Consider the following 25,812-nt stretch of genomic DNA (forward strand, 5'->3'; position numbering starts at 1 on the left):
ATTGCTCTACCCGTTTGCGGGTCGATCGGCCCGCCCTCGATGGGGAGGACCCATGCAGGACACCGGATCCACACTGCCGCGCCGCCAACTCGGCCGCTACCTGATGGACTGGCGCACCCGCGCCGGACTGAGCCTGACGCAAGCGGCGGTACTACTCGAGATGGGATCGACCAGTCTGTACCGGCTCGAACACGGACAGAACGCGAAGGTCAACATCGACCAGGTCGAAGCAGCGTGCGAGCTGTACGCGGTACCGGAACATCATGCGGCGGCGTTCATCGGGCTCGCGCAGGAAGCCAATGTCAAGAGCTGGTGGCACGCGTTCGGGGATCTGATACCGGAGACGTTCGATGTGTACATGGGGCTGGAAGCGGCTGCGCGAAGGTTCCTCTCGTACCACGTGGAGCTGGTACCGGGGATCCTGCAAACCGCGGATTACACGCGAGCACTGGTTCGGGAAGGACATCCCGGCGAGTCACCAGCCGAGCACGAACGGCGCGTGCAGATGCGCCAGTACCGGCAGATGGTCGTCACGCGGAAGCGGCAGCCGGTGGAAGTCGATGTGGTGCTGCACGAATCGTTGCTTCGCCGGATAATCGGCGACCCGAGAATCACGGGCCTGCAACTCAAACACCTCGCGGACATGAGCACACGCCCCAACATCACCCTGCGAGTACTGCCCAACACCGCTGGCGTGCCGGGCGGCCATGGCAGCGGGCAGTTCGTCATTCTCGAGTTCGGAACTGACAAGGCAGGGCGCGAAATCGAGCCGCCCGTCGTCTATGTCCCCACATACACGGGCAGCCTCTATCTGGAGAAGCCTCGAGATGTGGATCGGTACCATGAGCTTCACAAGGCATTTCAGGCTGCGGCCCTCGATGCGGTGGACAGCAGGGCCCTGCTCCGGCAGGTAGCGAAGGAGTTTCTATCGTGAACGTTGACGTTACGAACGCTCGATGGTTCAAGAGCAGCCACAGCGACGCTTCGACCGAGTGTGTTGAGGTGGCCTTCCTCGATGCGAACCTGGTCGGCGTCCGTGACTCCAAGAACCCCGATGGCGGTGCACTCGTTTTCGGCCCGGACGAGTGGGCGACTTTCACCACCGGCGTAGCGGGCGGCAAGTTCGACCGACACTGATTCCACCGAGCGGGCCCTGGGCAACATATCGAGGGCCCGCTCCGCTATTGCTCGAGAATCCATCCCCGATCCCGAACCGCACGAACCGTGCGACAGCACCAAACCTCAGATCGACTGATGTTGCCTGGTCCAGCGGTTGGCGCTATTTGCCCGGATCTACACCGCCGAGGTCAGCGATGCCCACGAACCCTGGGGCCGTGTATCGAACGCGCTGGTCGCTGGCGCATGACTCGAAATCGCATGCGATCTTCGACCGGTCCTGCTGAGATCATCGCTATGAACGACCATTCCCTCGATGAAGCCGACTTGATGGACAGGATGGAACGGAACCTGGCAGAACACGCCTGCCACCTGCACCGGAGCATGGCCGGTGCGACTGTCACCGAGACCGACGACCTCCTGGTCGCCGACAGCGGCCTGGACGACGACACTTTCAACATCGTTGCCATGGCCCGCTTCACCGCCGACGACGCTGCCACACGTATCACCGAGACCGCTCGAGCACTGGCTCCGACCGGCCGCCGCTTCTCCTGGTGGGTGGGCCCCGCCTCGACCCCACCGGACCTCACCACCCGCCTGACAGCGGCCGGTCTGCCGGCATCCGAAAGCGAGACAGCGATGTGGGCCGAACTGAACGACACCCTGCCACCGCCCGCCGTCCAAGGCCTGGACATCCAGAGCGTCACCACGCCTGGCCAACTTGCCGACTACGCCACCGTCCTCGCTGCGAACTGGACCCCACCCGCCGACACCGTCCGCCGCTTCTTCACCCAGGCCGCCCCGCAAGCACTGGCCGCACACTGCCCCGCCCGCTATCTGGTCGGCTACGTGGAGAACCGCCCGGTGTGTTCCGCCGAAGTGTTCCATCACGCCGGAGTCGCCGGTATCTACAACATCTCCGCCCTCACCACCCACCGCCGCCGCGGCTACGGCGGCGCCATCACCCTCGCGGCCCTCCACACAGCCCACGCCGGAGAAACCCGCATTGCAGTCCTGCAAGCATCAGCCGACGGCGAACCCGTCTACCGCCGCCTCGGCTTCCGCCCCTGCGGAACGTTCACAGAACACACGATCAACCCCTGAACCCATCCGCGAAGTCCAGCCATCGGCCCGGGGTCCACAAATCCATCCGTCAGTTCTGTCCCTGCGGAATATCCTGGCCGGTCTTCGTAACCTGCTGGCCTGTGCCCTGATCGGTCTCGGTCAGGTTCGCAATCGACTTGGCGACAACTTGCTTGATCAGTTTGACGGTCTCGATGTGTTCCATGAGAATCGTGTCGATCGACTGCGCGTCTCCAGAACCCTTCAAGGTGAACTTTTCCTGCAACGCGACGCCTGAAGGAAACGTTCCGAAGCCATCGACATAGGCGACGAGCGATGCTTTGTCGACTAGATCATCCAGCTTTGACAGGTAGTTGTCGCACACCACGTCCAGTCCTTTACCCACCTCGGGGTCAAGGGCCAGCCGACCGGCATTCGCCTCGTCCAACAGGTTCCGCCACTGTTGCGGATCGACACCGCCGAGATCGACGACACTCATCTATCCACTCCTACTCAGGCAAAAAGCTGGCGAGGCCCGATGCATGTTGGCCAACGACGGTACACATATCTTCCTTGGCCCCCACCGAAGCACGCGCCGACGCCCTGAAGGTGACGGTGCCATTCGGAATCTCGACTGCCAGATAACACATGAGATCATGCGTTGCGCCAGGGCTTCGGAACTGAACGCCACGTCGTGCACCGACAGTCGTGGGTGTGTACTCAGCGTAGTCCGGCCTGGCTTCGACTTCGTCAAGACTCGGCGGCCCGGCAAGCACAGCCAGTCTGTACCAACCAGCGGTCGCCTTCCACTGACAGATGTTCCAACCGGCGTCAGTGAAATCGACGTCGGCAATACCTGACTCCTTGGACGCGGGATCCATGCCCTCAGCCGACAGTGCCGATTCCGGTAAGCCGCAGGGATCCCACAGACCCGCATCCGCCGATTGACTGGTCGTGCTGGCCGCGGAGTTCCCCGGCTCCGACCCCTGCCCGCTGTCCGGGCTCTCCACCACACTCTCCACCGCCGTCGGCGCCCCATCGGTCGACCCCGAACACCCGGCGACCCCGAATACCGCTGCGGCGAGCAGCACTGCCCCACGCACCCGCTGAGCGCGGGGGAACCTTCTGTTGTGCACGGACACGTGGCCCCCTTCTGTACCCACGTCGCGCTCGCGCCCGCCAGCGGGCGGGTGAGGAGGCGACACGATTCTCCAGCACGCTACCGTCCGCCCCTACCCCCAACAACCCCGGAGCAGCGGTCGGCCCTGGTGTGGACGAGATCCGGTGTGGTGGCCGATGGTGCGGGGACGCCCATGATTGGTAGCGTGTATCGACCAATGCACTATCAGGCGGGGTGGGATGAGCGACGACTACGAGGAGTACCGGCGCAAGGTCATTGATGCGCAGCGGCAATGGAATTACGACCGGTCGGCGATCTATTTCGCGCAGGCGTTCGTGGCTTCGAAATTCGACGGCGACTATGAGGATCCGCGGATCAAGGGGCCCGACGATTACGACACGATGAACCTCGCGCAGATGGTGCAGAAGGTCAACGGTATGAAGCCGGAGCTGGTGGAGGCCGCGGGGACGGCCTGGTTGCAGATCAGCAAGGACATCAACGACGCCGCGACCACGTTCAACACCGAGTTCCACAAGACCGTCGCCACCGGGGCGGGCGGGAAGGCGGCGTGGTCCGGCGCCTCGGCGAGCGCGGCCGTGAACGCGGTGAACAACTACGCGACGCGCACCGAGCCGCTCGGCACCGCTGCCCATCTCGTCGGTATCAAACTGAACGAAATGGTGACCGGTCTGCATCAGACGAAGGCGCTGATGCCCACGGCCGAACAGCCGAAGGATCTCGACGGCAAAGTGCTTCCGCCCGACGGGATCATGAAAGAGGGCGACTACACCACCGAGGAAGCCGAGGACGAAGGGCGCCGAATTCTGCGAACCGTGTACGGGCAGGTCGCGAATCAGACCGACCACAATGTGCCCGTGCTGCCCGCCGCGCCGAAAGTCGTGGACGACGGTGGTGGAGACGTCCCCAAGCCGCCCGGCACCGGTGGTGAGAACCCCGGCGGTGAAAACCCCGGAGGCGGCAATACCGGCGGCGAGGACGGCGGCGGCGACCCCGGCCAGACCGGCGGGGGCGACGACATCGGCGGCGACGATCCTGGAACGGAAACCGAAGAGCCGGGCACCACGACGGCGGGCACCGAGACGCAGAGCACACCCCAGACCACAAGCACGCCAACCGATACGGGCAAGGCGGCGACCACGGGCACGCCCGGCACACCCACCGGCGCCGGATATGTCCCTGGCGGATCGGGACGTCCGGGTTCGGGCTCCGGGATCCCCGGCAGCGGCGGCGGGTCCGGTGGCAGCGGATCATCCGGTGGTGGCGCCCCCGGCCAGGGCCGCAGCCTGCCCGGTGGAGGTACGCCGCAGTCCGGCGCGTCGGCGGCCGCGGCGGCGGCCGGGAAGCCCGGTGCGGGCGCTGGCCGGATGGGCGGCGGTATGCCGATGGGCGGTATGGGCGCTCCCGGACGGGGCGGCGGTCAGGACGAGGAGAAATCGGGGCAGTCGGCGATCAAGGATTATCTGATCAACCAGCAGAACGGCGAGGAACTCACCGGCCTGGATTCGATGCCGAAGACCGTGCCGCCGGTGCTCGGCGCCGAGGGGTGAACCGATGAGTGAATGGCGTTTCACCGGACTGCAATTCCAGATCCTCTGGTCTGCCTATGGTTCCGATCGTCTGCCCTATCCGCTGCGGTACCGGCCGGTCGCCGACAGCTTCGAAGATCTGCGGATGCAGCGTGAAGCGGCGGTGGCGCAGCTGCTGGACGGCTTCTACTCGGTCGAGCTGATGCGGGTGCTCGAGGTGCTGCGCGAACCCGAGGCACGGGTGGAGATCAAGGGATTCGGCGAGAAGGGCTCGGGGACGACCTACCGTTTCCACGGTGCGGTGAACGGCTATGCGGGGGCCGCGCTGGTGCAGTTGGCGGGGACCTCCGATGACATCGGTGGCGATGTGATCGTCACCGGTTGTGCGGCCGACGAGATTCCGGCACAAGCCCTTGCCGCGCTGCCCCGAGCTCAGGCAGGAACCGCGCCGCCGGTAGAGGTTCGGCGCGAAGACCTGAACGCCGACCGCTCGCGATATGTGCGCGGCCACGGCGAAGCCAGCCTCGCCCAGCAGCTGGACCGGGTGTTCAAACGACACCGCAAGGCGTTCGGCGAGATCATGGTCTTTCCCGGGCCCGCCGTCGATGCCAGACCCGCGTTCGGGCGCAGCTTCTGGTGGATGGATTACGACGACGGCCGCTACTACGTGAAGACCGGCGATCCGATCATCGCGAAACCGGCCGGTCCCACGGCGCTCGGCAACGAGATCGGGCGGCTGATCTCGATTACGCAGCGGTTCTATCGGGAGGACCGCAACCATGAGGAGTATCTGCGGTCGCGTAGGTAGGAGCGGGCCGTCGCTCGATCGGACGCGGCCGGTCGTTCATCGCGGGCAATCCACGATGGCTGTCGCGGGAATCGTGCTGGGATTGCGCACAAACCTGCCCGTATCGCGGCTCGATCGGCGGTAGACGGTGTTTCGTTGACGCGATGCCGAATCATCCGCTGCCCGAGAAACATCGACTGCTGCACGCCTGCCGCACCGAGATGTACACCGATCATCCGATGCTGCGGCTGGCGTATCAGCTCACCAGCCTGCACGAACGCCGCCTGTGCGGTTCGCGCGCGACGCTGGCCGACCGAGAGACCATCGACATCGAACGGCGACGACTCATCCGCGATATCGACAGCTGGGTCAACAGCCAACTGCCGCCCGCACCCGGCTCCGCCCGGCTGCACACCGAAACCCTCGGCTCGATCGTCGACCGTTTGGCGCAGTACACCGCCGACGCCTACGCCGCCCTGGCGGGCACATCGACCGACCTCGGCGACGCATGGGAACGTCTGGCCGAACTCGCCGTCGGGTACGACGACCTCGCCGCAGAACTGGCTGCGGGTCGCCGTCGACTGCCGGGACCGCCGTGAAACGGACCCGCCCACATCCCTCTTGGTACCGTGAATCCGGCAAGGGTTTCACCATGAGGGATGTGCACATTGACGCTGGTCGATGCGGGTCGCGGCGGGCTGGAAGAGGTGCTGGCCGGGCTCCGGTGGCGGTTCGCCGGACGGGATGTGTTCACACTGGCCGCCGGGCAATGGGAGTACCCGGTCGGTGAGCCGAGTGCGCTGGTGGTGACCGAGGGGCTCGTGCGGATCGAAGGTATCGGTGCGGCGGAGGATCTGGCGCAGGGTGATTTTCTGTTCGTACCGTGTGGGCAGCGGTTTGCGGTCAACGCGCTGTCGGAGGCCACGGTGCTGTGCGTGCGGCTCGCGGCGATCGGTTCGGGGAGCGCGATGGAGACGCTGCCGCCGCGAGTGCTGCTGACCGATTTCGTCCAGCACGCTCCGCTGGCCGCGACGATGATGCAGCATCTCGTCGAGAACTGCCCCGACCCGGTAGGCGTGCAGGGCGACCGGGTCGTCACGCTCATCGCGTCGATGGCGATCGAATCCTGGTACACACGAGGATGTGCACCGAAGCGATGGCTGGTGCGGGTCAACGAGCCGGGAGTGGCGCGAGCGATGGCCGCCATGCACGCCGATCCAGGACAGGACTGGACCGTGGAGGCGCTGGCGCGGGTAGCGCTGGCCTCACGGTCGGGATTCGCCGCGCGGTTCCAGGCGGCGACCGGACTCACACCGGGGCGCTACCTGACGCAACTGCGGATCGAACAGGCTCAACGCATTCTGGCCGATAAGGATGCCGCCATCGGCACGGTCGCCCGCCGCCTCGGCTACCGGTCGGAGACCGCGTTCGGACGAGCCTTCCGCAGGCATACGGGCCTCACACCATCGGAGTGGCGGCGTTCGGCCCACACACCTACAGCGTGACCCAACCGGGCACGGTCGGTCAGCCGACGACGCACGACCAGCGCACTCACGGCGTGACCCGACCGGCACAGTCGGTCAGCCGACGACGCACAGCCAGCGCACCCCACGGCGTGACCCGACCGGCACAGTCGGTCAGCCGACGACCCACAGCCAGCGCACCCCACGGCGTGACCCGACCAGGCACAGTCGGTCAACCGACGACCCACAGCCAGCGCACCCACGGCGTGGACACAACCGGGCACGGCGTGAACACAACCGGGCACCGTGGGGCGGCCAGCAGCACCCGACCGCGCCCAAACCTGGCCCCACCGACCGACCGAGTCAGCTCGCGGCACCGCGGCTCGATGAGACCCGGAGCACGACTCCACCGAGCACCGCGGCCGCAGCGGCGAGACCGTAGGTCGCGGCGAGGCCGATACCGTCGACGCCACGTCCGCCGACCGCGGAGCCCGCGATGATCGCGAGCTGGAAACCGCCGACCACCAGCCCACTTCCGGCTTCCATCCGGTCGGGCAGCACCCGCGAGATCCACACCTGGACGAGATTGAGGATGCCGCCGAACGCGGCGCCCCAGACGATGACCGCGACGTAGCCGAGCACCGCGACAGCACCGGAGCCGATGATCGCGAGCAGCGACAGGCCGATCGCTACCGGAACCGCCACCAGCAGGATGTTCAGGCGCCGGTCGGCGAGCGAGCCGAGTACGAAGTTTCCGACCAGGCCACCGGCACCGAACAGTGCCAGCAGCACGGCGATTGCGGTGGGACCTGCGCCGAGCAGCTCATCGAGCGCCGGACGGATGTAGGTGTACCCCGCGAAGTTTCCGCCGATGACGGCGACCATGCCGACCAGGCCGAGCGCCACACCCGGCGCTCGCAACGCGCCACCCATCGCCGACCAGCCGACGCCTTGGGTCGGCGCGATCGGCGGCAACGCCACCCTGACCGCGATCGCCGCCGCGATCGACAGCCCGGCCACGACGACGAACACGACGCGCCACCCGGCATAGGTGCCCAACAGCACCCCGAGCGGCACACCCGCCACCGTCGCGACCGTGGTGCCCGCGTTCACGATCATCATCGCCTTACCCAGTCTGGCGGCAGGGACCAACTGCGCTGCGATCACCAACGCCATCGACCAGTAACCGCCGACCGCCACACCGAGCAGCAGCCGCGCGATCAGCAGCAGCCCGATGTTCGGTGCGATCGCCACCAGCACGTTCGATACGGCGGCGCCGATGGTCAATGCCACCAGCAGCATGCGGCGATCGATCCGCGGAAACAGCGATCCGAGTCCGAGCGCGGCGAGCAGCGCGGTCAACGCCGTCGCGCTCACCGAGAGCCCGACCACACCCTCCTGAACACCCAGATCGTTCGCGAGCGCGGTCAATACCCCTGGCGGTAGGAATTCGGCCGTCACGAGGGTGAAGCTGCCGAGGAACATGGTGAGCAGGGACGGCCAGGCGCGGCGCACCGCTTCCGGCGCCGCGGTGAAAGTCGTTGTCATGCCGGATGCAACATCCGAGCCGCCGCCCCGACCGCCCCCAAAACGCCACGCGACCCGACTCAAACGCCAAGGCTTGCGCCCGCGTGTGGCACCTCGCTGCGGGGGCTACTCGAAACGCCGCAGCCAGGTGCCTCGACGCCGGGTGCGGGGGTTATGGGTTAGGGGCGGTGATAGCGGCGGCGTTCGTGGCGACCCAGTTCAGTAGGCCGCGTAGTTGTTCGGCGGCTTCCTGGCCCATCGGGGTGAGGGTGTAGGTGACGCTCGGTGGGGAGGTGGGTTCGACGGTGCGTTCGGTGAGGCCGTATTCGGTGAAGGTGCGCAGGTTTTGGGACAGCATCTTCTCGCTGATGCCACCGATGCGATCGCGCAGGACGTGGAAGCGCTGCGGGCCGTCGCACAGGGCGGCCAGGATCAGGACGCCCCAGCGGCTGGTGAGCTTGTCGAGGACGGTGCGGGCCGGGCAGTCACTGTCGAATGCGTCACTGCGGGCCGCCGCGGTGCCCCCACCTGCCCGGAAACCTACCTCCATACCATGAGCTTACCTCCAGGTATGGGCTTACATCAGGTAAGTTTCCTGCTTACGTTTGCCCTATGACACGAACAGGCAGAGTTCTGGTGATCGGGGCGACCGGGCACGTCGGCGGGCAGGTCGAGGCGCAGCTCGCGGCGCGTGGGATCGCGGTGCGGGCGCTGGTCCGCAATCCCGCCGCGGCGTCACTGCCCGCGGGGGTCGAGGTGGCGCCGGGCGATCTGAACAGACCGGACACGTTGGCCGCGGCGCTCGACGGGGTGGACTCGGTGTATCTGACCTGGCCGATGCTGTCGGCCGATGCGGCGAATTCGGTGGTCGAGGTGATTGCCGAGCACGCACACCGCATCGTGCTGCTCTCCTCGGCCGCGGTCCACGACGACCTCGCCGAACAGGACAACCCGATCGGTGCGGCGCACGCGATCATCGAGCGGCCGATCCGGGAATCCGGGCTGGAATGGACCTTCCTGCGGCCGCACGGATTCGCGACCCTCACGCTGGAGTGGGCGCCGCAGATCCGCACCGGTGACCTCGTGCGTGGGGCATACGGCGCGGCGGCGATGACGTTGCTGCACGAGGCCGATATCGCCGCGGTGGCGGTACGCGCACTGACCACCGACGGGCACGCGGGCGCATGCTACGAGCTGACCGGACCGGCCGCACTGAGCAGGATCGAGCAGGTCGCGACGATCGGCGCGGTATTGGGCCGTCCCCTCGAATGGGAGGAGATCACGCCCGCGCAGGCCAGATCGGACATGAGCTGGATCGCACCGGAATACGCGGACTTCATCCTCGGCGGGCTGGCCTCCATGGTCGACGCGCCCGGCCAGCCGACCACTACCGTGCAGGACCTCATCGGCTCGCCCGCGCGGCCGTATGCGCAGTGGGTCCGCGACCACATCGCAGACTTCCGCTGAGCGCGTGTGCGATTCACGTCCGGGCGACCGGCACCCGATCGGGTGGGCGCGCGGGAAGGTCGGGCGCGACGAGACGATGTGGATTCGGGAAGCGGCGCTGATACCGCTACACCCTCGAGGGGTCAGCGGGTGGGTTGGGTTCGGAGCCGTTGTTCGGGCGGCGGGTGATGCTGTGGACCAGCAGGCCGAACAGGAGGATCACCAGGATGGGGGCGGCTATCGGGGCCCAGGCGAGGTGGAACGGGAGCAGGGCGGCGGCCGCGGCGATGACGGTGAAGACCACGGCGCCGGTGACCGAGGGGATGGTGGTGGGGACTACGCCGACCGGGGCCGTGACGGTGGCCGTGTTGAGGAGATAGGCGGTGGCGACCAATCCTGTTGCGGCAGCGGTGAGTACGCCGGAATCGTCCCAGGCGAGGACGCCGACGGCGAGCAGCACGGCGGCGACGGCGGCGGGGCGGAACCACCAGCCGGCGGCGACCAGCGCCACCGCGGGCAGGCCCGCCCATGGCGTCATCAAGGTGATCGAGCCGATGAGCAGGACACCGGAAAGGACTGCGAGGAAACGAATCATCGGCGCACCCGGACGGTTCGGCGGTGTTGAGGAAGCAGACGCATGATCTGATCCAGCCGGGTGTCTTCCGGCCAGGACACGATATCGACGCCGACGGTGCCCATATCGCGGTACATGGTGGCGCGCTCGAGCTGCCACATCCTGGCCAACGTCGGATCGAGACCGTCGGCGAACGGGGTACCGCGCAGCACATCGACCACCACCACCACATGCCCGCGTTTACGCAGGTCGATGAGGGCGAGCGCGAACTGGGTGTCGAGCAGGGTGGAGAAGGCGATGATGATCGCGCCCAACGGAACCGCGGCATGCGGGGCAAGGGTGCCGGTGGTAGGAATGTGCTCGTCACCGACGTCGAGGACGGTGTCGACGATGCGATAGAACTGGCGTCGGCCGATATCGGGGCGCAGCCAGCGCGGATCCTGGCCGAGGCAGACGACGGCGGTGCGGTCGCCCGCCTGCAAGGTCGACTGCACCACCTGCGCGGCGCCACGCACCGACAGCTCCAACGAATCGGTCGCGGGGCCCGGCGCCTGGAGCGAGGTATCGATCAACACGACGACATCGGCGGACCGGTTGGTGAACCGTTCGGTGACATAGAGCCTGCCGCGCCGCGCGCTCACCGCCCAGTTCACGATGCGCAGCTGATCACCCGGCGCGTAGGCGCGAATATCGGCGTACTCCACACCTGGACCGTGTTTACGCGTGAGATGCACGCCGAGGCGTTCGGGAAGTTCGGTGCGCGGCAATCGCATTCGCTGCGGATCGGTGATCGGATAGACGAACAGCTGCCCGGCGGGCTTGCGTACCGTGGCAACGGCCAGACCGGCCGGACTCAACGCCGACACCCGCACCCCCACCGGATAGCGACCCCAACGGTTCGCCGACAACGCCAACCGCAGCCCGGCCGGGGCCGCACCGGAATCACTCGCCTCCTCGACGACGGTCTCCAGACCCGTGGTCGGCTCCGGCGTGCACCGCAACAGGGCATGGCCCTCCTCGACGAACGCCGCGACGGTGAGCACCACTTCCTCGGTCTCGAAACAGCGCTGCGTCGGACCGCCGTCGATCTGGATGCGGGTGCGTGACTGCTGCCACGGCGCGGTGGCCAGCACCCCGAGCAGCGGTGCCGCGAACACCACGAGCTGCCAGCTGTTCACCACGATCGCGAGCACCAGCGCGATCGCCGCGCACCCGGCCAGCATGTAGACCAATGGCGCGGGCCGCCACTGTAATTCGGCCTCGAGCGCGGTGCTCGAGTCGCGATGCCTCATGGCGTGGCGGCGCGTGGGACCGGCAGGCGACGCAGCAACTCGGAGATCACATCCTCACCACGGATCCGGCGCACCCACATCTCCGGACGCAGGGTGATCCGGTGCGCCATCGCCGGAACGGCCAGCGCCTTCACATCTTCGGGAATGACGTAGTCACGTCCGAGCAGCAATGCCCGCGCCCGCGACATCTGCACCAGATCCAGTTCCGCGCGCGGGCTCGCCCCCACCTCCACCTGCGGATGCCCGCGAGTGGCCGAGGCCAGCGCGACGATATAGCCCACCACATCCGGGTGCACGGTGACGAACTCGACCGAATGGCGCATCTCCATCAGCCCGTTCGCGTCCACCACCTGACCCACCTGCGGCGTCGACGCACCACGTTCGAGCCTGCGCCGAATCATCTGGGTCTCATCGCGCTCGGACAGATAGCCGAGCCGCAGCTGGATGGCGAACCGGTCCAGCTGCGCCTCCGGCAACGGGTAGGTGCCTTCGTATTCGATGGGGTTGTCGGTGGCCAGCACCACGAACGGCTGTGGCAGCGGGAAGGTTTCACCGTCGATGCTGACCTGCCCCTCGGCCATCGCCTCCAGCAGCGCGGCCTGCGTTTTGGGTGGGGTCCGGTTGATCTCGTCGGCCAGCAGCATATTGGTGAACACCGGTCCGCGACGGAAGGTGAACCGTCCGGTGGACATGTCGTAGATGGTGGAACCGAGCAGATCCGCTGGCAGCAGGTCCGGGGTGAACTGCACCCTGGCGAAATCCAGGCCGAGCGCGGCGGCGAAAGATCTGGCGATGAGCGTCTTACCGAGGCCGGGCAGGTCCTCGATCAACACATGCCCACCGGAGAGCACCGCGATCATGATGAGCTGCAACTCGTCTCGTTTGCCGACCACGACACGGGACAACTCCCGTAACACGGCCTCACTGCGTTGGACGGTCACGTCCAAAGGCATCGTCATTTGTCCACCCGCACTCGCTCAACCCGTTTCACATTCTTTGCAGGCGGCGCAGGATCTCGTCCAGCGCCTCCCGTCCCGGTGCGCGACCGACCTGGTCACGCAGTTCCGAGTTCGCCGGATCCACCCAACGCCACAGTTCGGGACCGAACTGGTGGATTCCGGCGGCCTCGATCGCCCTGCGGTTCTTGGCGACCCGCACTCCGGCCGACAATTCGAACTCCTTGGCCAACAGGGGTCGTAGATAGCGGTCCCAGTCCGCGCGGGTGCCGTCGGCGCGGTCGGCGAGCATCTGCGCCCTGGCATGCCAGCGGTGCAGCATCTCGGCGGGACCGTTCTCGATCTCATCGGGCAGGGCGTCCTCACGCGGACCCGAACGGCCGAGCAGCGACCACACCAGATAGGCCAGCGCCACCGCCACCGGGACACCCGCCGCCGCGAGCATCGCCTCGCGCGCACGGCCGAGGGTGATCAGTTCGATCACGACGACCACCAGCACCGCGGTGATGATCATGCCGAGCCGCGTCATGCCGTGCCCCCTTTCGCGGGAGCGAGGCGCTGCCGGTGGTAACCCGAGCCGCCGCTCCCTGGCGCCGACCCACTCATGCGGTCGCCACCTCCCCCTGGAGATCGGCGAGCACGATGCGCAGCAACTGTTCGGCACGCATGCGCTGCCATTCGAGCATCGAATGCGGGCTGAACCTGGCCTCCTCGAACAACGCCACCAACTCCCGCGCCGACGCGTCGTGCAGCGCGCCGTGCTCGAACGCGCGAGCCAACACCTCCATCGGGGTGTCGGAGACCAGTGGCGCGGCGGAACGGGCCGCCGACAGGCCGCGTTCCATCGCGACATAGCAGGCGATGATCGCGGTGCGTGGATCCTGACCGGGCGCGCTCATCGCGGCCAGGCCCATCTCGGCGGCGCGGGCCAGGGAATCGGCGGCGGTTTCCACCGCAGGGGCCTGCGGTTCGGGTGCGGGTTCGGATGTGCGGCGGGTCGTTATCGCCACCACCACCAGTCCGGCGATGGCCACCGCGATGAGGCTGACCGCCGCGATGATCGCCAGGACCAGCGCCGTGCCTGCGAGTTCCGCAGGTTCGGCGGCCGTAGCGGGGTCGGCGGGCGGGGTCTCGCCCGTGGTCGTCGGGGCCGCGGTCGGCGGTGCGACGGAGGTTTCGGTCTCGGGTTGCAGGCCGACGTAATAGATCGCCGAGAAGATCGCGAACAACAGCGCGACGGCCGCGATCAGGGCGAGCACGATCAGCCCGGCGCGGCCGAGCCGCCATGGCTCGCGGTCGGTATCCGGATCGGGTTCGGGCATGGCCAGCGGCAGGCGATGCTGGCTGGCAATGACGCCAGCGAGCAGGATGACGATCGAGACCGTCAGCAGTACCGGCATCAAGGCGACGGCGAGCGCGGACGGCGCGGAGGGGCCGTCATCGGATTCGGTGGCGCCGGGAAGGTACCCGCGCAGCGCGATGACGGCGCAGACGAGCAGCGTGATCACTACGATCACGCGCGATATCGGCGCTCGCGACCGGACCACTGCGTTACCCCATACTTGTGTACTGCCCAAAACAGCCACATAGTTACATGCCGAACGGTCCGCTCGGGAGGGAATCGATTACTTCGGAGTACGTCCGTTTTAACCGCCTCGTCCCAGGTCGTGGCGGGGGCGCTCGCCATTGGCTCAGCTAACCGACAGCCACCGCCCCGGTTTGTGACAACTCACCAAGACGGCTCGCCGCTCTGGCGATATCCGGAACACCGTGCACACCGCCGATCAGATCGTCGACCGGTGCGGCCGCGTACACAGTGAGCGGTAGGTCCGCGTCGTAGAGAACGTCGACCAGGTTCACCAGACGCATCGCCCAGTCCGGGGGCACCTCGCGCAGCAGCGGGACACCGCAGAGGGTCCAGGTGTGGAAGCGTTCGGCCAGCCGGACGTAGTCGGCGGCCGAAGTGGGGGTGGCGCACAGGTCGGCGAAATCGATGGTGATGGTGTCGGCGGTGGCCGCGCGGGCCCGCACGGTCCGGCTACCTATCGGAACCTCGACGCGCGGGCCGGGCCCATCCGTCGAAGAGTCGGATACCTCGCCGGAGGCACCGCCCGGTGCGCACGTCCGGTGGGTCGCCTCATCGGACTCGACCCGTCCGATGAGGCTGGACGAGGCGATGCGGCTCGCAGCACGATCGGCGGGCGACCAGCGAACATCCACGGCGGTCGGCCGGGTGGTCGGCGCACCGTAGGGCACCGCCCCGGCGAGGGCGGACGGATCGGGCGTGACGGCGATTCGACCGGGGTCGGCTTCACCCGCTCGACCACCGGAAGCATCCATGACGCCGTCGATCTCAGCGCCTGGGGTGTGCCGGTCACGCGCCAGGGGCTCGGTGCCGGTGAAGGCGCTGTCCGTCGGCTGCACGCCGCCCGGGCCCGTAACGGCTGCAACGGAATCGGACGCCGGGCCGACGACATAACGCCCGGACCGGAATCCGGTGGCGGAGCCGCTCGAGGTGGTGCGGTAATCGAGCGGGCCGTCCAGGGACACGACGTCGAGTTCGGCGGTGATGCGGTCGATGGTCGGCAGGAAGTGGTCGTGGAACAGCGGGTTCGGCAGGAGTTCGGCGGGGGCGTAGTTCGAGGTGACGACCAGTGTGCGGCGGCGGGCGAAGAGGGCGTCGAGTGTGCGGGTGATCAGCATGGCGTCGCCGATGTCGTGCACATGGAATTCGTCGAAGCACACCAGGCGGGCATTGCCGAGCAGGGCGTCGATGGCGGTGTCGATGGAGCCGGTGGTGTGCGCATCGGTATGCAGGGCGGCGAAGAAGGTGTGGAAATGGAAGCGGCGCTTGCGATTCGAATCGACGGTCGCCAGGAAGCGGTCCATCACCATGGTCTTGCCGCGGCCCGGTCTGCCGTGCAGGTAGACCCCGCGGTGGTGTTTGCGTGGACGGTGACGACGGTCTAGCAACCCGTCGAGTACGGCGGCCGCGTGTTGTTGATCGGCGTCCAATCGGATCGTTTCCATGACACCTCCTCTACAAATGTAGAGTAGAGTTGTTCACGGATGGTGTCGCGGTTACCTGCGCCACAGCGCACCGAGGAGGGCACATATGTCGACACCGGACCGACGCACGCTGATCGTCGACGCGGCCGTCGAACTGGTTGCCGCACAGGGCATACGCGCGCTCACCCATCGCGCCATCGACACCGCCCTCACCCTCCCGGCCGGGTCCACCTCGTACTACTTCCGCACGAAGCGGGCGCTACTCGAGGCCATGGTCGACCACATCACCGAACGCACCCGCGCCGACTTCCTGGCAGCTTTCGGCGACGCCCCACCACCCACCGATCGCCCCCGAGCCGAGCTGCTCACCGAGATCGCCGCCGGAGTCGGCGCCTGGCTGGACCGTATGCTCTCCCAGCGCCGCGCCCACCTCGTGGTCCGCTACGCCCTCACCATCGAACTGAGTGCCGACCCCGAACTCCACCCCCGCCTGGTCGACAGCCTCTTCTCCCACGCCCGCGCCCACACCCTCTTCGAACACCTCGGCGCCACCGACCCGGCCACCACCGCCGCCGACTTCATCGCCGTCATCGAAGGCGCCACCTTCGACCGCTTCGCCGGTGCCCGCGTCGACCATCCGGCGGGAACGCCTGAAAGCGTCGCCCAGCTCACGCACCTCCTCTCGGCCTACCTACGCGGAGAACTCCCCGGCTGACCACCCCGACTGTCGCACGCCGCCCACGGTTCGTCGTCATCAATCCTGTTCCCGCGCCGAAGAACTCCAGACCTCAGCCGATGGATTTCGATCGGCGATGTCGGCGCAGGCGAGTACCGTTGTCCGCCATGCCTGGACACGTCGCGTGCGCAGGCCGAAGCATACGTGGCTGAGCGACAGGCGGTAGGGGTGCAAGCATTCATCGACGAAACGAAGCAGAACGGATTCTTGATCGTGTCCACCTTCACCGAGGGGACACGCGTCGATTCAGTGCGGAAAGTGATGCGGCAACACCTGGTCGGTGGGCAATCCAGGATCCACTTCAAGAAGGAATCGGACCCACGCAGGCGGGCAATATGCTCGGCGATCTGTGAACTCGATGTCCAGATCGTGGTCTACGATGCCACGCAGATCAAGAATGCGATGTCGGCTCGTGCCGCGTGTCTGAGTGCCGTGGTCGAGGATCTGGCCACATCCGGGGGCACCCGACTGGTTCTGGAAACCGACGATTCATTGATCGACAGCGACAAACGTGTTCTTTATCAGGCAGTCCGGAAATGCGATGTTGCCGACCGATTGACCTACCACCACATGCGGGCCAGCGCCGAGCCGATCCTCTGGATCTCCGACGCGGCTGCGTGGTGCGTTGCCAAAGGCGGCCCATGGCGGGAACGTGTCGATCCAAAGATCGAGTCGGTTCGCAAGTTGGTCTAGATACGCGAAACCCGGCTCACCAACCGTCCGGATGGCTGCCGGGTCCACTTCGAGGACGCTACTGCATCCCGCACGCACGAATATACCCGGTATCCGTGGCTTTCGCACCCCATTCGGAAGTGCGACCACGGCCCCTCACCGCCGACGCCCCCGTCGCGCCGACGCGCTCGCCACGCGCCCCCGACGAGTGGCACCTGGCTGCCGCAACGACCGAGAAGGGGCCGCAGTCAGGTACCACTCGGCGCGTCAGTCGGCTGAGAGGATGAGGCCGGAGGTGGGGACGCCGGTGCCTGCGGTTACCAGGATGTTGGTGAGGTCTTCGACCTGGTTGACGGAGGTGCCGCGGATTTGGCGGACGGCCTCGGCTATGCCGTTCATGCCGTGGATGTAGGCCTCGCCGAGTTGGCCGCCGTGGGTGTTGAGGGGCAGGCGGCCGCCGAGTTCGATGGCGCCGTCGGCGATGAAATCCTTGGCTTCGCCGCGGGGGCAGAAGCCGAGTTCTTCCAGCTGCATCAGGACGAACGGGGTGAAATGGTCGTAGAGGATGGCGGCCTGCATGTCCTCGGGGCGCAGGCCGCTCTGCGACCACAGTTGGTCGCCGACCAGGCCCATTTCCGGGAGGCCGGTCATGGCGTCGCGGTAGTAGCTGGTCATGACGTACTGGTCGGCGCCGCTGCCCTGGGCGGCGGCGGTGATGACGGCGGCGCGGTTGGGCAGATCCTTGGCCCGCTCCACACTGGTCACCACGATGGCGACGCCACCGTCGGACTCCTGGCAGCAATCGAGCAGATGCAGCGGTTCGGCGATCCAGCGCGAATTCTGGTGGTCTTCCAGGGTGATCGGCTTGCCGTAGAAGAAGGCATTCGGATTCACCGCGGCATGTTTGCGGTCGGCGACGGCGACGCGGCCGAAATCGGCACTGGTGGCGCCGTATACGTGCATATAGCGTCGCGCGACCATGGCGACCTGCGCGGCCGGGGTGCCCAGACCCTGCGGATACGACCATCCAGCGTCGACACCCGATGAGGTGGGCGCGGCCGCCAATGCGGTGGAGAACTGGCCGAATCGCGACTCCGACCGCTCGTTGAACGCCCGGTACGCGACGACCACATCCGCCACACCGGTAGCCACGGCCATGGCCGCCTGCTGCACCGTCGCGCACGCCGCGCCGCCGCCGTAGCCGATGTGGCTGAAGAACTTCAGCTGCGGGATACCGACCGCGCGGGCCACCGCAGCCTGCGTATTGGTGTCCATGGTGAAGGTGGTCAGGCCGTCGACATCGGCGGGGGTGAGCCCGGCGTCGGCGAGGGCCGCGGTGACCGCCTCGGCGGCCAGCCGCAGTTCGCTGCGACCGGAGTTCTTGGAGAAATCGGTGGCGCCGATACCCGCGATCGCCGCCCGACCCGACAGGGCCGACTGTGCACTCATCTAGGCACCTGCTTCCGAAGGCCGAATGGCGATGACGGTGGTGGCGACGATGTGGTCGCCCAGGCTGTCGCGCCCGGTGACGGCGATATGGATGTCCTCGCCCTCGATGGCGGTCACCTTGCCGGTGAGGGTGAGGGTGTCGCCCGCGTACAGCGGAACACCGAGACGCAGCGCGATCTTCTTCACGATCGTGCGCGGCCCCGACCAGTCGGTGACGAAGCGCTGCACCAGACCGGTGTCGGTGAGGATATTGACGAAGATGTCCTTGGAACCGCGCTCGACGGCCTTGTCCCGATCGTGGTGCACATCCTGGAAATCCCTTGTCGCCAGCGCGCTACTGATGACGAAGGTGGGATCGGCGTGGATCACCAGCTCCGGCAGTTCGGTACCGACCGCGATGGTGGCCGGTTCGACGGTGGCGGTCACGCGATCACCGTCCAGTACGGCAGCGCCGTCTCGTCGTCGAGCTTCTCGAAACCGACTTCCACCGGCAACCCGACCTCGACCTCGCCGGGGTCCACACCCCGGAGTTCACCGAGTATCCGCACGCCTTCCTCCAATTCGACCAGCGCCACCACGAACGGCAACTGCCTGCCGGGAACCTTCGGCGCGTGATGTACCACGTAGCTGAACACCGTGCCGCGCCCCGACGCGACCCGATAGCCGGTCGGTTCGGACTTGTCCTGCCAGATCGCAGGGATCGGCGGATGCCGCAGGGTGCCGTCGGGCAGCTGCTGGATCCGCAGCTCCCCCACCTTGGTTCCGGCCCAGAAGAATTCGGTATCCCGCGAGACCAGCGGCCGCACCCGCGCGGCCGTATCCGGCGTGGGCTCCTCCGCGGGGGTGCCGGTGCCGGGGGCGAATTTCAGCATGCGGAACAGCATTTCGGTGACCAATTCGTCACCCACGTACCAGCGCGTCTGGAAGGTGATGAACCAGCCCTCACCCAGCCCGGTGCGTTTGGGGCCGGTGATATCGGCGAGCTTGCTGGTGACGGTGACCCGCTCCCCCGGCACCAGGTAGCGGTGGTAGGTCTGTTCGCAGTTGGTGCCGACGATCGAGGTGAAACCCGCCTGGTCGAGCAGTTCGATGGTGGCGTTCATCGGATCGTCGGCGGCGCGTTGGCCGTGCAGACCCGGCATGGTCCACACCTGCGCCATCGCGGGTGGTGCGACGATACCGGCGAAACCCGCGGCGCGGGCGGCTTCCTCGTCGACGTAGATCGGGTTGGTGTCGCCGATGGCCTCCAACCAGTTGTTGATCATCGGCTGGTTCACCGGGTCGCGGCCCGCGCGATGCGAGGACTCGCCCGTCGCGATGATCTTCTCACCGGCGGCGGTGATCTGTTGCGGAGTGAGTGTTTCCGGCACGCGCTGCTCCTTCGTTCTCGTTGGCTATCTCGGCACGCGCGGCAGGCGCAGCCCCGCGGAGGCGACGAGTTCACGCATGATCTCGTTGACGCCGCCGCCGAAGGTGACGACCAGATTCTGTTTGGTGCGCCGGTCCAGCCAGATCAGCAGTTCGGCGGTGGCCGGTTCGGCGGGATCGCCGTAGCGGCCGACGATCTCCTCCACCAGCCGTCCGGCTTCCTGAAGGGATTCGGTGGAGTAGACCTTGGTGGCCGATGCGTCGGCGATCACCCTGGCCTGGTCTTCGTCGGCATCGCTGTGGGTGGCCGCGACCTGCCAGTTCAGCAGTTCGTTCAACCGCACCATGGCGTGGATGCGGCCGAGGCCGCGGCGCACATCGGGCTCGTCGAGCAGGCCGAGCGGGCGCGCCCAGGCCACGACCTTGTCGTAGAGCTGCTCGATCTTGCCGGACGGTCCGAGGCTGACCCGCTCGTGGTTGAGCTGGGTCGTGATCAGCCTCCAGCCCCGGTTCTCCTCGCCGACCAGCATGTTCGCGGGTACGCGGACACTGTCGAAATAGGTGGCATTGGTGTGGTGGGCGCCGTCGCAGGTGATGATCGGCGTCCAGGAATAGCCTGGGTCGTTGGTGTCGGCGATCAGAATCGTGATGCCGCGATGGCGCGATTCCACCGAACCGGTACGGCAGGCCAACCAGACATAGTCGGCCTCGTGCGCGCCGGTGGTGAAGATCTTCTGCCCGTTGACGATCCAATCCCCCGACTCGTCGCGCACCGCGCTGGTGCGCAGTGACGCCAGATCGGTACCGGCCTCCGGTTCGGAGTAGCCGATGGCGAAATGGATATCGCCGGACAGGATGCCCGGTAGGAACTTCTGCTTCTGTTCCTCGGTGCCGAACTGTTGGAGCGTCGGGCCGACGGTCAACAGGGTGACCAGCGGCAACGGCACATCGGCGCGCACGGCCTCGTTGAAGAAGATCTGCTGTTCGACCGGGCCGAAGCCCTGGCCGCCATACTCCTTGGGCCAGCCGACACCCAGCCAGCCGTCACGGCCCATCCGGCGCACCACCTCGCGGTAGGCGTCGCCGTGCCGGTTCACCGCCATCGCGGCTTCTTCTTCGGGTGTGACGAGATCGGCGAAGTAGGAACGTAATTCGTCGCGCAGCCGACGCTGCTCGACGGTCAGATCGATGAACATCTGGCCCCCAATCGGTCGAGGCGCAGGGACTCCCCGCCCAGCCAGCGGGCGATGTCTTTGGCCTGGGAGTAGTAGCGGTGCATCGAATGCGTCATATCGACGCCGATACCACCGTGCAGGTGATGGCATTTCTGCATGGCGCGCGGCAGTTCCGCGGCCACGGTGTAGGCGAGTACGTCCAGATCGTCGTCGATCCTGGACTCGTGGTCGGGACTCGAATCCTCCTGGGCCAGTGCCCAGTTCGCGGATACGGCGGCGGCGTGCAGGGTGCGCGAGACCACGTAGATGTCCGCGATCTGCTGAGCCACCGCCTGGAACTCCGCCAGCGGCCGGCCGAATTGCTGACGGGTGCGCACATGCTCGGCGGTGAGCTTCAGCGCACCCTCGAGCAGGCCGTCGGCGACAGCGCCGATCGAGGCCAACGCCGACCGATGCAGATCGACCAGAGCCTCGGGCAACAACCATTCGGCCGGAATCTCGACCGATTCGAACCGGAGCGTGTATTCGGGCATCGCCCCTGACACCGGTGAGGCGGTGCGGGTGATGCCCTCGGCGCCGGAATCGACCACGGCGACACCGGCATCGGTGGGCACCAGGATCCAGCGGGCCTGCTCGGCGTAGGGCACAGCGATCTTGTGACCGGTGATGCGCACCTTCGCGCCGTCGGCGACCGCCTCGGTCTCCGGTTTCGTGGTGAACGGCGCGCCCGGTTCGTGCAGTGCCGCGGTGAGGACAGCGCCGTCGGCCACCGCGGGAAACACCGCCTCCGCGACGGAATCCGGTGCGCCGAGCAGCGCCAAGACGCCGAACCCGAAAGTCGGCAGCGCCGGGACGGCGACGGCGTCGGTGGCCAGTTCGGTGAGCAACACCGAGACCGCGCCCACACCCATCTCGTCACCGCCGAAACGCTCCGGCAGTGCCACCGCGGGCAGCCCGGTATCCACCAGGGGCTGCCACAATTCGGCGTCGCGTGCCGATTCACGCTCCAGCAAACTCACGACGACCTCGGCCACGGCGTCCTGGGCCTCGTCTCTGGTGAAGTCCACGCTTATCTCCAGTCGTTCCTCGAAGCCGAAGGCCCCGTGTCCTGTTCGCGCATTCAGCTGCCCGTATCCCTCGGCAGCCCGAGGATCCGCTCACCGGCCACGGTCAGCAGGATCTGCTCGGTGCCGCCTGCGATCGACAAACAGCGGGTGAGCAGGAACTCCTTGGTCGCCTCGGTCTCCAGCGCACCGGCAGGGCCCGCGACTTCGACGGCGAATTCGGCGACGGCCTGCCGGTGCCGCACCCCGACGAGCTTGCGCACACTGCTCTGCGGACCGGGATCGCCGCCCGCCAGCATCCGCACCGCCGCCCGCTGTTCCAGCAGCAGACCGGCGATGGCCTCGGCCACGAATCCGCCGAGCCGATCGTTGATCGACTCGGACCCGCGGCCGGTAGCGGGCAGTTTCGCGATGAGTTCTTCGAGCACCTGGCCGATTCCGCTGCCGCCCATGGCCACCCGCTCGGTGGACAGGGTGGAGCGGGAGATCTTCCAGCCGTTGCCGAGCGCGCCGACCACGCATTCGTCGGGGACGAAGACGTCATCGAGGAAGACCTCGCTGAAGCGCGCCTCACCGGTGATCTGCACCAGCGGACGGATCTCGATGCCCGCACTGCGCATATCGACCAGGAAGTAGCTGATGCCCTTGTGCTTGGGCGCCTCCGGATCGGTGCGGGCCAGGCAGATGCCCCAGTTGGCGGCGTCGGCCAGTGAGGTCCACACCTTCTGCCCGCGCAGCATCCAGCCACCGTCGACCTTGGTGGCGGTGGTGCGCAGCGCCGCCAGATCGGAACCGGCCTCCGGCTCGCTGAACAGCTGACACCAGATCACCTCACCGCGCAGCGTCGGCCAGGCGAACCGCTCGATCTGCTCGGGGGTGCCGTGCTGCAACAGGGTCGGCACCGCCCAGCCGCCGATGGCCAGATCGGGGGCCTGCACACCGGCGCGGGCCAGTTCTTCGGAGATCACCAGACCCGTCATCGGATCGGCGCCGCGACCGTAGGGCTTCGGCCAGTGCGGCATGGCGAGACCGGCCTCGACCAGGGCATCGCGTTGCCGATCGACGGGCAGCGCCGCGATTCCGGCGACCTCGGCGGCCAGTCCGCTGCCGGCGTCGTCCAGTTCCAGCGAGACACCGGCGACGCTGCCGACAGCGGCCGCGACACCCACCGCGGCACCGACGCCCTCACCGGAGTGACCCGTCTCGGTGGCCACATCGGCGAGCACCCGATCGGCGCCGGTGGTCCGGCGGGCGCCTGCCCTGGTCAGTTCGGTCACGCGGGTGCGCCAATGCCCGGCCCCGCCGAGCAGCTGGCGCAGCGCCACCGCGCGGCGCAGGTACAGATGCGCGTCGTGCTCCCAGGTGAAGCCGATACCGCCGAGGACCTGGATGCAGTCCTTCGCGGTGTCGACCGCGGCGTCCAAGGCGATGGCGGCGGCGATGGCGGTCGCGATCGGGAGTTCGGAGGCGGCGGCGTTCGCGCGGGCGTCGTCGGCCGCCGCGGCGGCGTCGGCGGCGACCGCGCGGATCAGTTCGGTGCGGCACAGCATCCAGGCGCAGATGTGCTTGACGGCCTGGAAGGTGCCGATCCGCTTACCGAACTGCTCGCGCACCTTGGCGTACTCGACCGCCGTCTCCAGGCACCATCCGGCCACCCCGGCCAGCTCCGCCGCGGCGAGCAGCACGATCAGGTCTTCGACAGCGACATCGGGGGCGAATACGTCGGCGGCGGGCACCGGCACGTCAGCACAGCGCACCCGGGCCAGCGGGGTGCTCGGGTCGAGCGGTTCCAGCGGTTCGACGGTCAGGCCTGCGGCGTCGGCGGGGACCAGACACCAGCGCACCTCGTCGCCGACCCGGACCGGCAGCAGCACCGCGGTCCCCGCTGCTGCGCCGAGCACGGTCTCCCAGACGCCGTCGAGCACCAGGTCACCGGCGGAGTTCCCCCGCCGGGACGCCACAGCGGATAGGCTGCTCGCCGACTCGACAACGGTGTCGAGCGCGATACCGCACGGCTGCTCCTCGTCCAGTCGTCCGCCGGTCACCACACCGGCCAACGCGGTGGTGAGTACCGGTCCGCCGACCAGATCGTGCGCGGCCTGCTCCACCAGCACGGCGAGATCGGAGAACGATCCACCCGCGCCGCCCGCCTGCTCGTCGACCGCGACCCGGAAGATCCCGAGTTCGGTCAACCGGCCCCAATACGTGCGCCAGAAGCCGGTCGTATCGTCGCGCATTGTTGCAATCGGACGTACCGCTGCTGCCCATCCGCTCATCGACTCCTGAACGGCTTTATGCTCGTCAGTGGTGGCGATGGTCACAGTACATACCGCCTCTCCGGCGTGACTCCCACACCTAGAACATGTTCTAATATCCTGGCCGGGCGTAAGTCAAGCGATGCTTTCGTCCAGCAGGATCGAATGCGCACGACCACCGACCCGAGCGGGTCCGGCGCGAGTGGCAGCCCGCGAACCCACGTGGGCACCGCGCTCCGCCACACCCGACACGAAAGGACCTGCACCAATGGCCAGCCCCTCCCGTTCGCAGCAGGCCGACTCGAACGGGGCGCCCGCCTCGGGCACCCGAGCCGCCGTGACCACGCTCAGCGAGGACGAGCTGAGCTCCACCGCGCAGCGGGAACGCCGCAAGCGGATCCTCGACGCGACGCTGGCACTGGCTTCCAAGGGCGGATACGACGCGGTGCAGATGCGCGCGGTCGCCGAACGCGCCGACGTCGCCGTCGGCACCCTCTACCGCTACTTCCCGTCCAAGGTGCACCTGCTGGTATCGGCGCTGTCGCGAGAATTCGAGCAGATCGAGGGCAAACGCAAACCCCTCGCCGGGCAGACCCCGCGCGAGCGGATGCATCTGCTGCTCACCCAGATCACCAGGATGATGCAGCGCGACCCGCTGCTCACCGAGGCCATGACCCGCGCGTTCATGTTCGCCGACGCCTCCGCCGCCGCCGAGGTCGACCGCGTCGGCAAGGTGATGGACCGGGTCTTCGCCCGCGCCATGAACGACGGCGAACCCACCGAACGTCAGCTCGCCATCGCCCGCGTCATCAGCGACGTCTGGCTGTCGAACCTGGTGGCCTGGCTCACCAGGAGAGCCTCGGCAACAGACGTCACCGAACGCCTCGAACTGACCGTCGACCTGCTGCTCGGCAACTCCTGAACAAGCCGCACCCCACCCCGGCATAATCGAATACATCACCGACACAGCGGTCGGTGACACCCCCCAAATTTCGAGCGAAGCGAGACCGAACCCCAAAGTTCGCGGCCCGTCTCGGGGGTGCCCGGGCGCGGGGGCAACCCCAAGGCACCACCGGGAGAGTGGCGGGCTACTGCACGCCCTTCGGGTCTACTGCGGCAGCCACCTTCCCCCGGGCAGCGCTTCGACCAGGGCCGAAATCGCCTGTGCGATCCGGTGATCAGTGCCCGGTGTCA

28 protein-coding genes are annotated in these 25,812 nt (G+C 67.5%); 12 read left to right on the plus strand and 16 right to left on the minus strand.

Annotated elements, in window-relative coordinates; genetic code table 11:
* The first annotated feature begins 52 nt into the window (after nt 1–52).
* The 3 genes from QH168_RS16640 to QH168_RS16650 all read left to right on the plus strand — a co-directional run bounded on the left by QH168_RS16640 (nt 53) and on the right by QH168_RS16650 (nt 2,220).
* A complete protein-coding gene (locus tag QH168_RS16640) occupies nt 53–934 on the plus strand; it encodes a helix-turn-helix domain-containing protein (RefSeq protein WP_280235570.1) in 882 nt (293 codons plus the stop codon).
* Nucleotides 931–1,137 (plus strand): DUF397 domain-containing protein, encoded by a 207-nt coding sequence (locus tag QH168_RS16645; RefSeq protein ID WP_280235571.1) that lies wholly within the window; start codon nt 931–933, stop codon nt 1,135–1,137. The genes QH168_RS16640 and QH168_RS16645 overlap by 4 nt, the downstream gene beginning before the upstream one ends.
* Before the next feature lie 276 nt (nt 1,138–1,413).
* Complete coding sequence (locus tag QH168_RS16650; protein WP_280235572.1) at nt 1,414–2,220, plus strand: GNAT family N-acetyltransferase; 807 nt, start codon at nt 1,414–1,416, stop codon at nt 2,218–2,220.
* 49 nt (nt 2,221–2,269) lie between these two features.
* On the opposite strand, the gene QH168_RS16655 is transcribed toward QH168_RS16650, so the two are convergent.
* Both QH168_RS16655 and QH168_RS27720 read right to left on the minus strand, forming a co-directional pair.
* Nucleotides 2,270–2,677, minus strand: coding sequence for a hypothetical protein (locus QH168_RS16655; protein WP_280235573.1), 408 nt, complete (start codon nt 2,675–2,677; stop codon nt 2,270–2,272).
* A gap of 10 nt (nt 2,678–2,687) precedes the next feature.
* The gene (locus QH168_RS27720; RefSeq protein WP_432421116.1) at nt 2,688–3,200 is read right to left on the minus strand and encodes a DUF3558 domain-containing protein; all 513 of its coding nucleotides are present in this window, start codon (nt 3,198–3,200) and stop codon (nt 2,688–2,690) included.
* Here QH168_RS27720 and QH168_RS16660 point away from each other — a divergent pair.
* The 5 genes from QH168_RS16660 (at nt 3,133) to QH168_RS16680 (ending at nt 7,137) form a co-directional block, all read left to right on the plus strand.
* Complete coding sequence (locus QH168_RS16660) at nt 3,133–3,288, plus strand: hypothetical protein (RefSeq protein WP_280235574.1); 156 nt, start codon at nt 3,133–3,135, stop codon at nt 3,286–3,288. The two genes, QH168_RS27720 and QH168_RS16660, sit on opposite strands and share 68 nt — an antisense overlap.
* A gap of 249 nt (nt 3,289–3,537) precedes the next feature.
* Nucleotides 3,538–4,866, plus strand: a complete 1,329-nt coding sequence (locus QH168_RS16665) for a hypothetical protein (protein WP_280235575.1) — start codon at nt 3,538–3,540, stop codon at nt 4,864–4,866.
* A 4-nt stretch (nt 4,867–4,870) separates the two neighbouring features.
* Nucleotides 4,871–5,653 (plus strand): ESX secretion-associated protein EspG, encoded by a 783-nt coding sequence (locus QH168_RS16670; RefSeq protein WP_280235576.1) that lies wholly within the window; start codon nt 4,871–4,873, stop codon nt 5,651–5,653.
* 143 nt (nt 5,654–5,796) lie between these two features.
* Nucleotides 5,797–6,231: a DUF4254 domain-containing protein gene (locus tag QH168_RS16675; RefSeq protein WP_280235577.1), complete on the plus strand. Its 435-nt coding sequence runs from the start codon at nt 5,797–5,799 to the stop codon at nt 6,229–6,231.
* 60 nt (nt 6,232–6,291) lie between these two features.
* Nucleotides 6,292–7,137, plus strand: a complete 846-nt coding sequence (locus QH168_RS16680; RefSeq protein WP_280235578.1) for an AraC family transcriptional regulator — start codon at nt 6,292–6,294, stop codon at nt 7,135–7,137.
* A gap of 321 nt (nt 7,138–7,458) precedes the next feature.
* Here the strand turns inward: QH168_RS16680 and QH168_RS16685 are convergent, their stop codons facing one another.
* Both QH168_RS16685 and QH168_RS16690 read right to left on the minus strand, forming a co-directional pair.
* Entirely contained in the window at nt 7,459–8,643 is a 1,185-nt protein-coding gene (locus QH168_RS16685) for an MFS transporter (RefSeq protein ID WP_280235579.1), read from the minus strand.
* A 151-nt stretch (nt 8,644–8,794) separates the two neighbouring features.
* Nucleotides 8,795–9,172, minus strand: a complete 378-nt coding sequence (locus QH168_RS16690) for a winged helix-turn-helix transcriptional regulator (protein WP_280235580.1) — start codon at nt 9,170–9,172, stop codon at nt 8,795–8,797.
* 62 nt (nt 9,173–9,234) lie between these two features.
* Between QH168_RS16690 and QH168_RS16695 the strand changes: the two genes are divergently transcribed.
* Nucleotides 9,235–10,089 carry an NAD(P)H-binding protein gene (locus QH168_RS16695; protein WP_280235581.1) on the plus strand — a complete coding sequence of 285 codons (855 nt, stop codon included), beginning with the start codon at nt 9,235–9,237 and terminating at the stop codon, nt 10,087–10,089.
* A gap of 106 nt (nt 10,090–10,195) precedes the next feature.
* Here the strand turns inward: QH168_RS16695 and QH168_RS16700 are convergent, their stop codons facing one another.
* From QH168_RS16700 to zapE, 6 genes are all read right to left on the minus strand, one after another.
* A complete protein-coding gene (locus QH168_RS16700) occupies nt 10,196–10,663 on the minus strand; it encodes a hypothetical protein (protein ID WP_280235582.1) in 468 nt (155 codons plus the stop codon).
* On the minus strand, nt 10,660–11,934 hold the full coding sequence (locus tag QH168_RS16705; RefSeq protein WP_280235583.1) for a DUF58 domain-containing protein: 1,275 nt from the start codon (nt 11,932–11,934) through the stop codon (nt 10,660–10,662). Before QH168_RS16705 ends, QH168_RS16700 begins: the two co-directional genes overlap by 4 nt.
* Entirely contained in the window at nt 11,931–12,893 is a 963-nt protein-coding gene (locus QH168_RS16710; RefSeq protein WP_280235584.1) for an AAA family ATPase, read from the minus strand. The genes QH168_RS16705 and QH168_RS16710 overlap by 4 nt, the downstream gene beginning before the upstream one ends.
* Before the next feature lie 28 nt (nt 12,894–12,921).
* Entirely contained in the window at nt 12,922–13,419 is a 498-nt protein-coding gene (locus QH168_RS16715; RefSeq protein ID WP_280235585.1) for a hypothetical protein, read from the minus strand.
* A gap of 73 nt (nt 13,420–13,492) precedes the next feature.
* Nucleotides 13,493–14,407: a DUF4129 domain-containing protein gene (locus QH168_RS16720; protein WP_280235586.1), complete on the minus strand. Its 915-nt coding sequence runs from the start codon at nt 14,405–14,407 to the stop codon at nt 13,493–13,495.
* Between the two features lie 178 nt (nt 14,408–14,585).
* Nucleotides 14,586–15,920 carry a cell division protein ZapE gene (gene zapE, locus QH168_RS16725; RefSeq protein WP_280235587.1) on the minus strand — a complete coding sequence of 445 codons (1,335 nt, stop codon included), beginning with the start codon at nt 15,918–15,920 and terminating at the stop codon, nt 14,586–14,588.
* Nucleotides 15,921–16,005: 85 nt separating this feature from the next.
* Between zapE and QH168_RS16730 the strand changes: the two genes are divergently transcribed.
* Nucleotides 16,006–16,614, plus strand: coding sequence for a TetR/AcrR family transcriptional regulator (locus QH168_RS16730; RefSeq protein ID WP_280235588.1), 609 nt, complete (start codon nt 16,006–16,008; stop codon nt 16,612–16,614).
* 189 nt (nt 16,615–16,803) lie between these two features.
* Nucleotides 16,804–17,328 carry a hypothetical protein gene (locus tag QH168_RS16735; RefSeq protein WP_280235589.1) on the plus strand — a complete coding sequence of 175 codons (525 nt, stop codon included), beginning with the start codon at nt 16,804–16,806 and terminating at the stop codon, nt 17,326–17,328.
* A gap of 246 nt (nt 17,329–17,574) precedes the next feature.
* Here QH168_RS16735 and QH168_RS16740 read toward each other — a convergent pair whose 3' ends face one another.
* From QH168_RS16740 to QH168_RS16765, 6 genes are read right to left on the minus strand one after another with little or no spacing between them, the layout of a single operon-like run.
* Complete coding sequence (locus QH168_RS16740; protein WP_280235590.1) at nt 17,575–18,756, minus strand: lipid-transfer protein; 1,182 nt, start codon at nt 18,754–18,756, stop codon at nt 17,575–17,577.
* On the minus strand, nt 18,757–19,182 hold the full coding sequence (locus QH168_RS16745) for a MaoC family dehydratase (protein ID WP_280235591.1): 426 nt from the start codon (nt 19,180–19,182) through the stop codon (nt 18,757–18,759).
* Nucleotides 19,179–20,126 carry a bifunctional MaoC family dehydratase N-terminal/OB-fold nucleic acid binding domain-containing protein gene (locus QH168_RS16750; RefSeq protein WP_280235592.1) on the minus strand — a complete coding sequence of 316 codons (948 nt, stop codon included), beginning with the start codon at nt 20,124–20,126 and terminating at the stop codon, nt 19,179–19,181. The genes QH168_RS16745 and QH168_RS16750 overlap by 4 nt, the downstream gene beginning before the upstream one ends.
* Nucleotides 20,127–20,150: 24 nt before the next feature.
* Nucleotides 20,151–21,320 carry an acyl-CoA dehydrogenase family protein gene (locus QH168_RS16755; protein ID WP_280235593.1) on the minus strand — a complete coding sequence of 390 codons (1,170 nt, stop codon included), beginning with the start codon at nt 21,318–21,320 and terminating at the stop codon, nt 20,151–20,153.
* Nucleotides 21,305–22,366, minus strand: coding sequence for an acyl-CoA dehydrogenase family protein (locus QH168_RS16760; protein ID WP_280235594.1), 1,062 nt, complete (start codon nt 22,364–22,366; stop codon nt 21,305–21,307). Before QH168_RS16760 ends, QH168_RS16755 begins: the two co-directional genes overlap by 16 nt.
* Nucleotides 22,367–22,419: 53 nt before the next feature.
* A complete protein-coding gene (locus tag QH168_RS16765) occupies nt 22,420–24,684 on the minus strand; it encodes an acyl-CoA dehydrogenase (protein ID WP_280235595.1) in 2,265 nt (754 codons plus the stop codon).
* A gap of 202 nt (nt 24,685–24,886) precedes the next feature.
* Here QH168_RS16765 and kstR point away from each other — a divergent pair, with 202 nt between their 5' ends.
* A complete protein-coding gene (gene kstR / locus QH168_RS16770; RefSeq protein ID WP_280235596.1) occupies nt 24,887–25,540 on the plus strand; it encodes a cholesterol catabolism transcriptional regulator KstR in 654 nt (217 codons plus the stop codon).
* Nucleotides 25,541–25,812: the final 272 nt, after the last annotated feature.

The organism is Nocardia cyriacigeorgica (assembly GCF_029868385.1).
Lineage (GTDB): Bacteria > Actinomycetota > Actinomycetes > Mycobacteriales > Mycobacteriaceae > Nocardia > Nocardia cyriacigeorgica_F.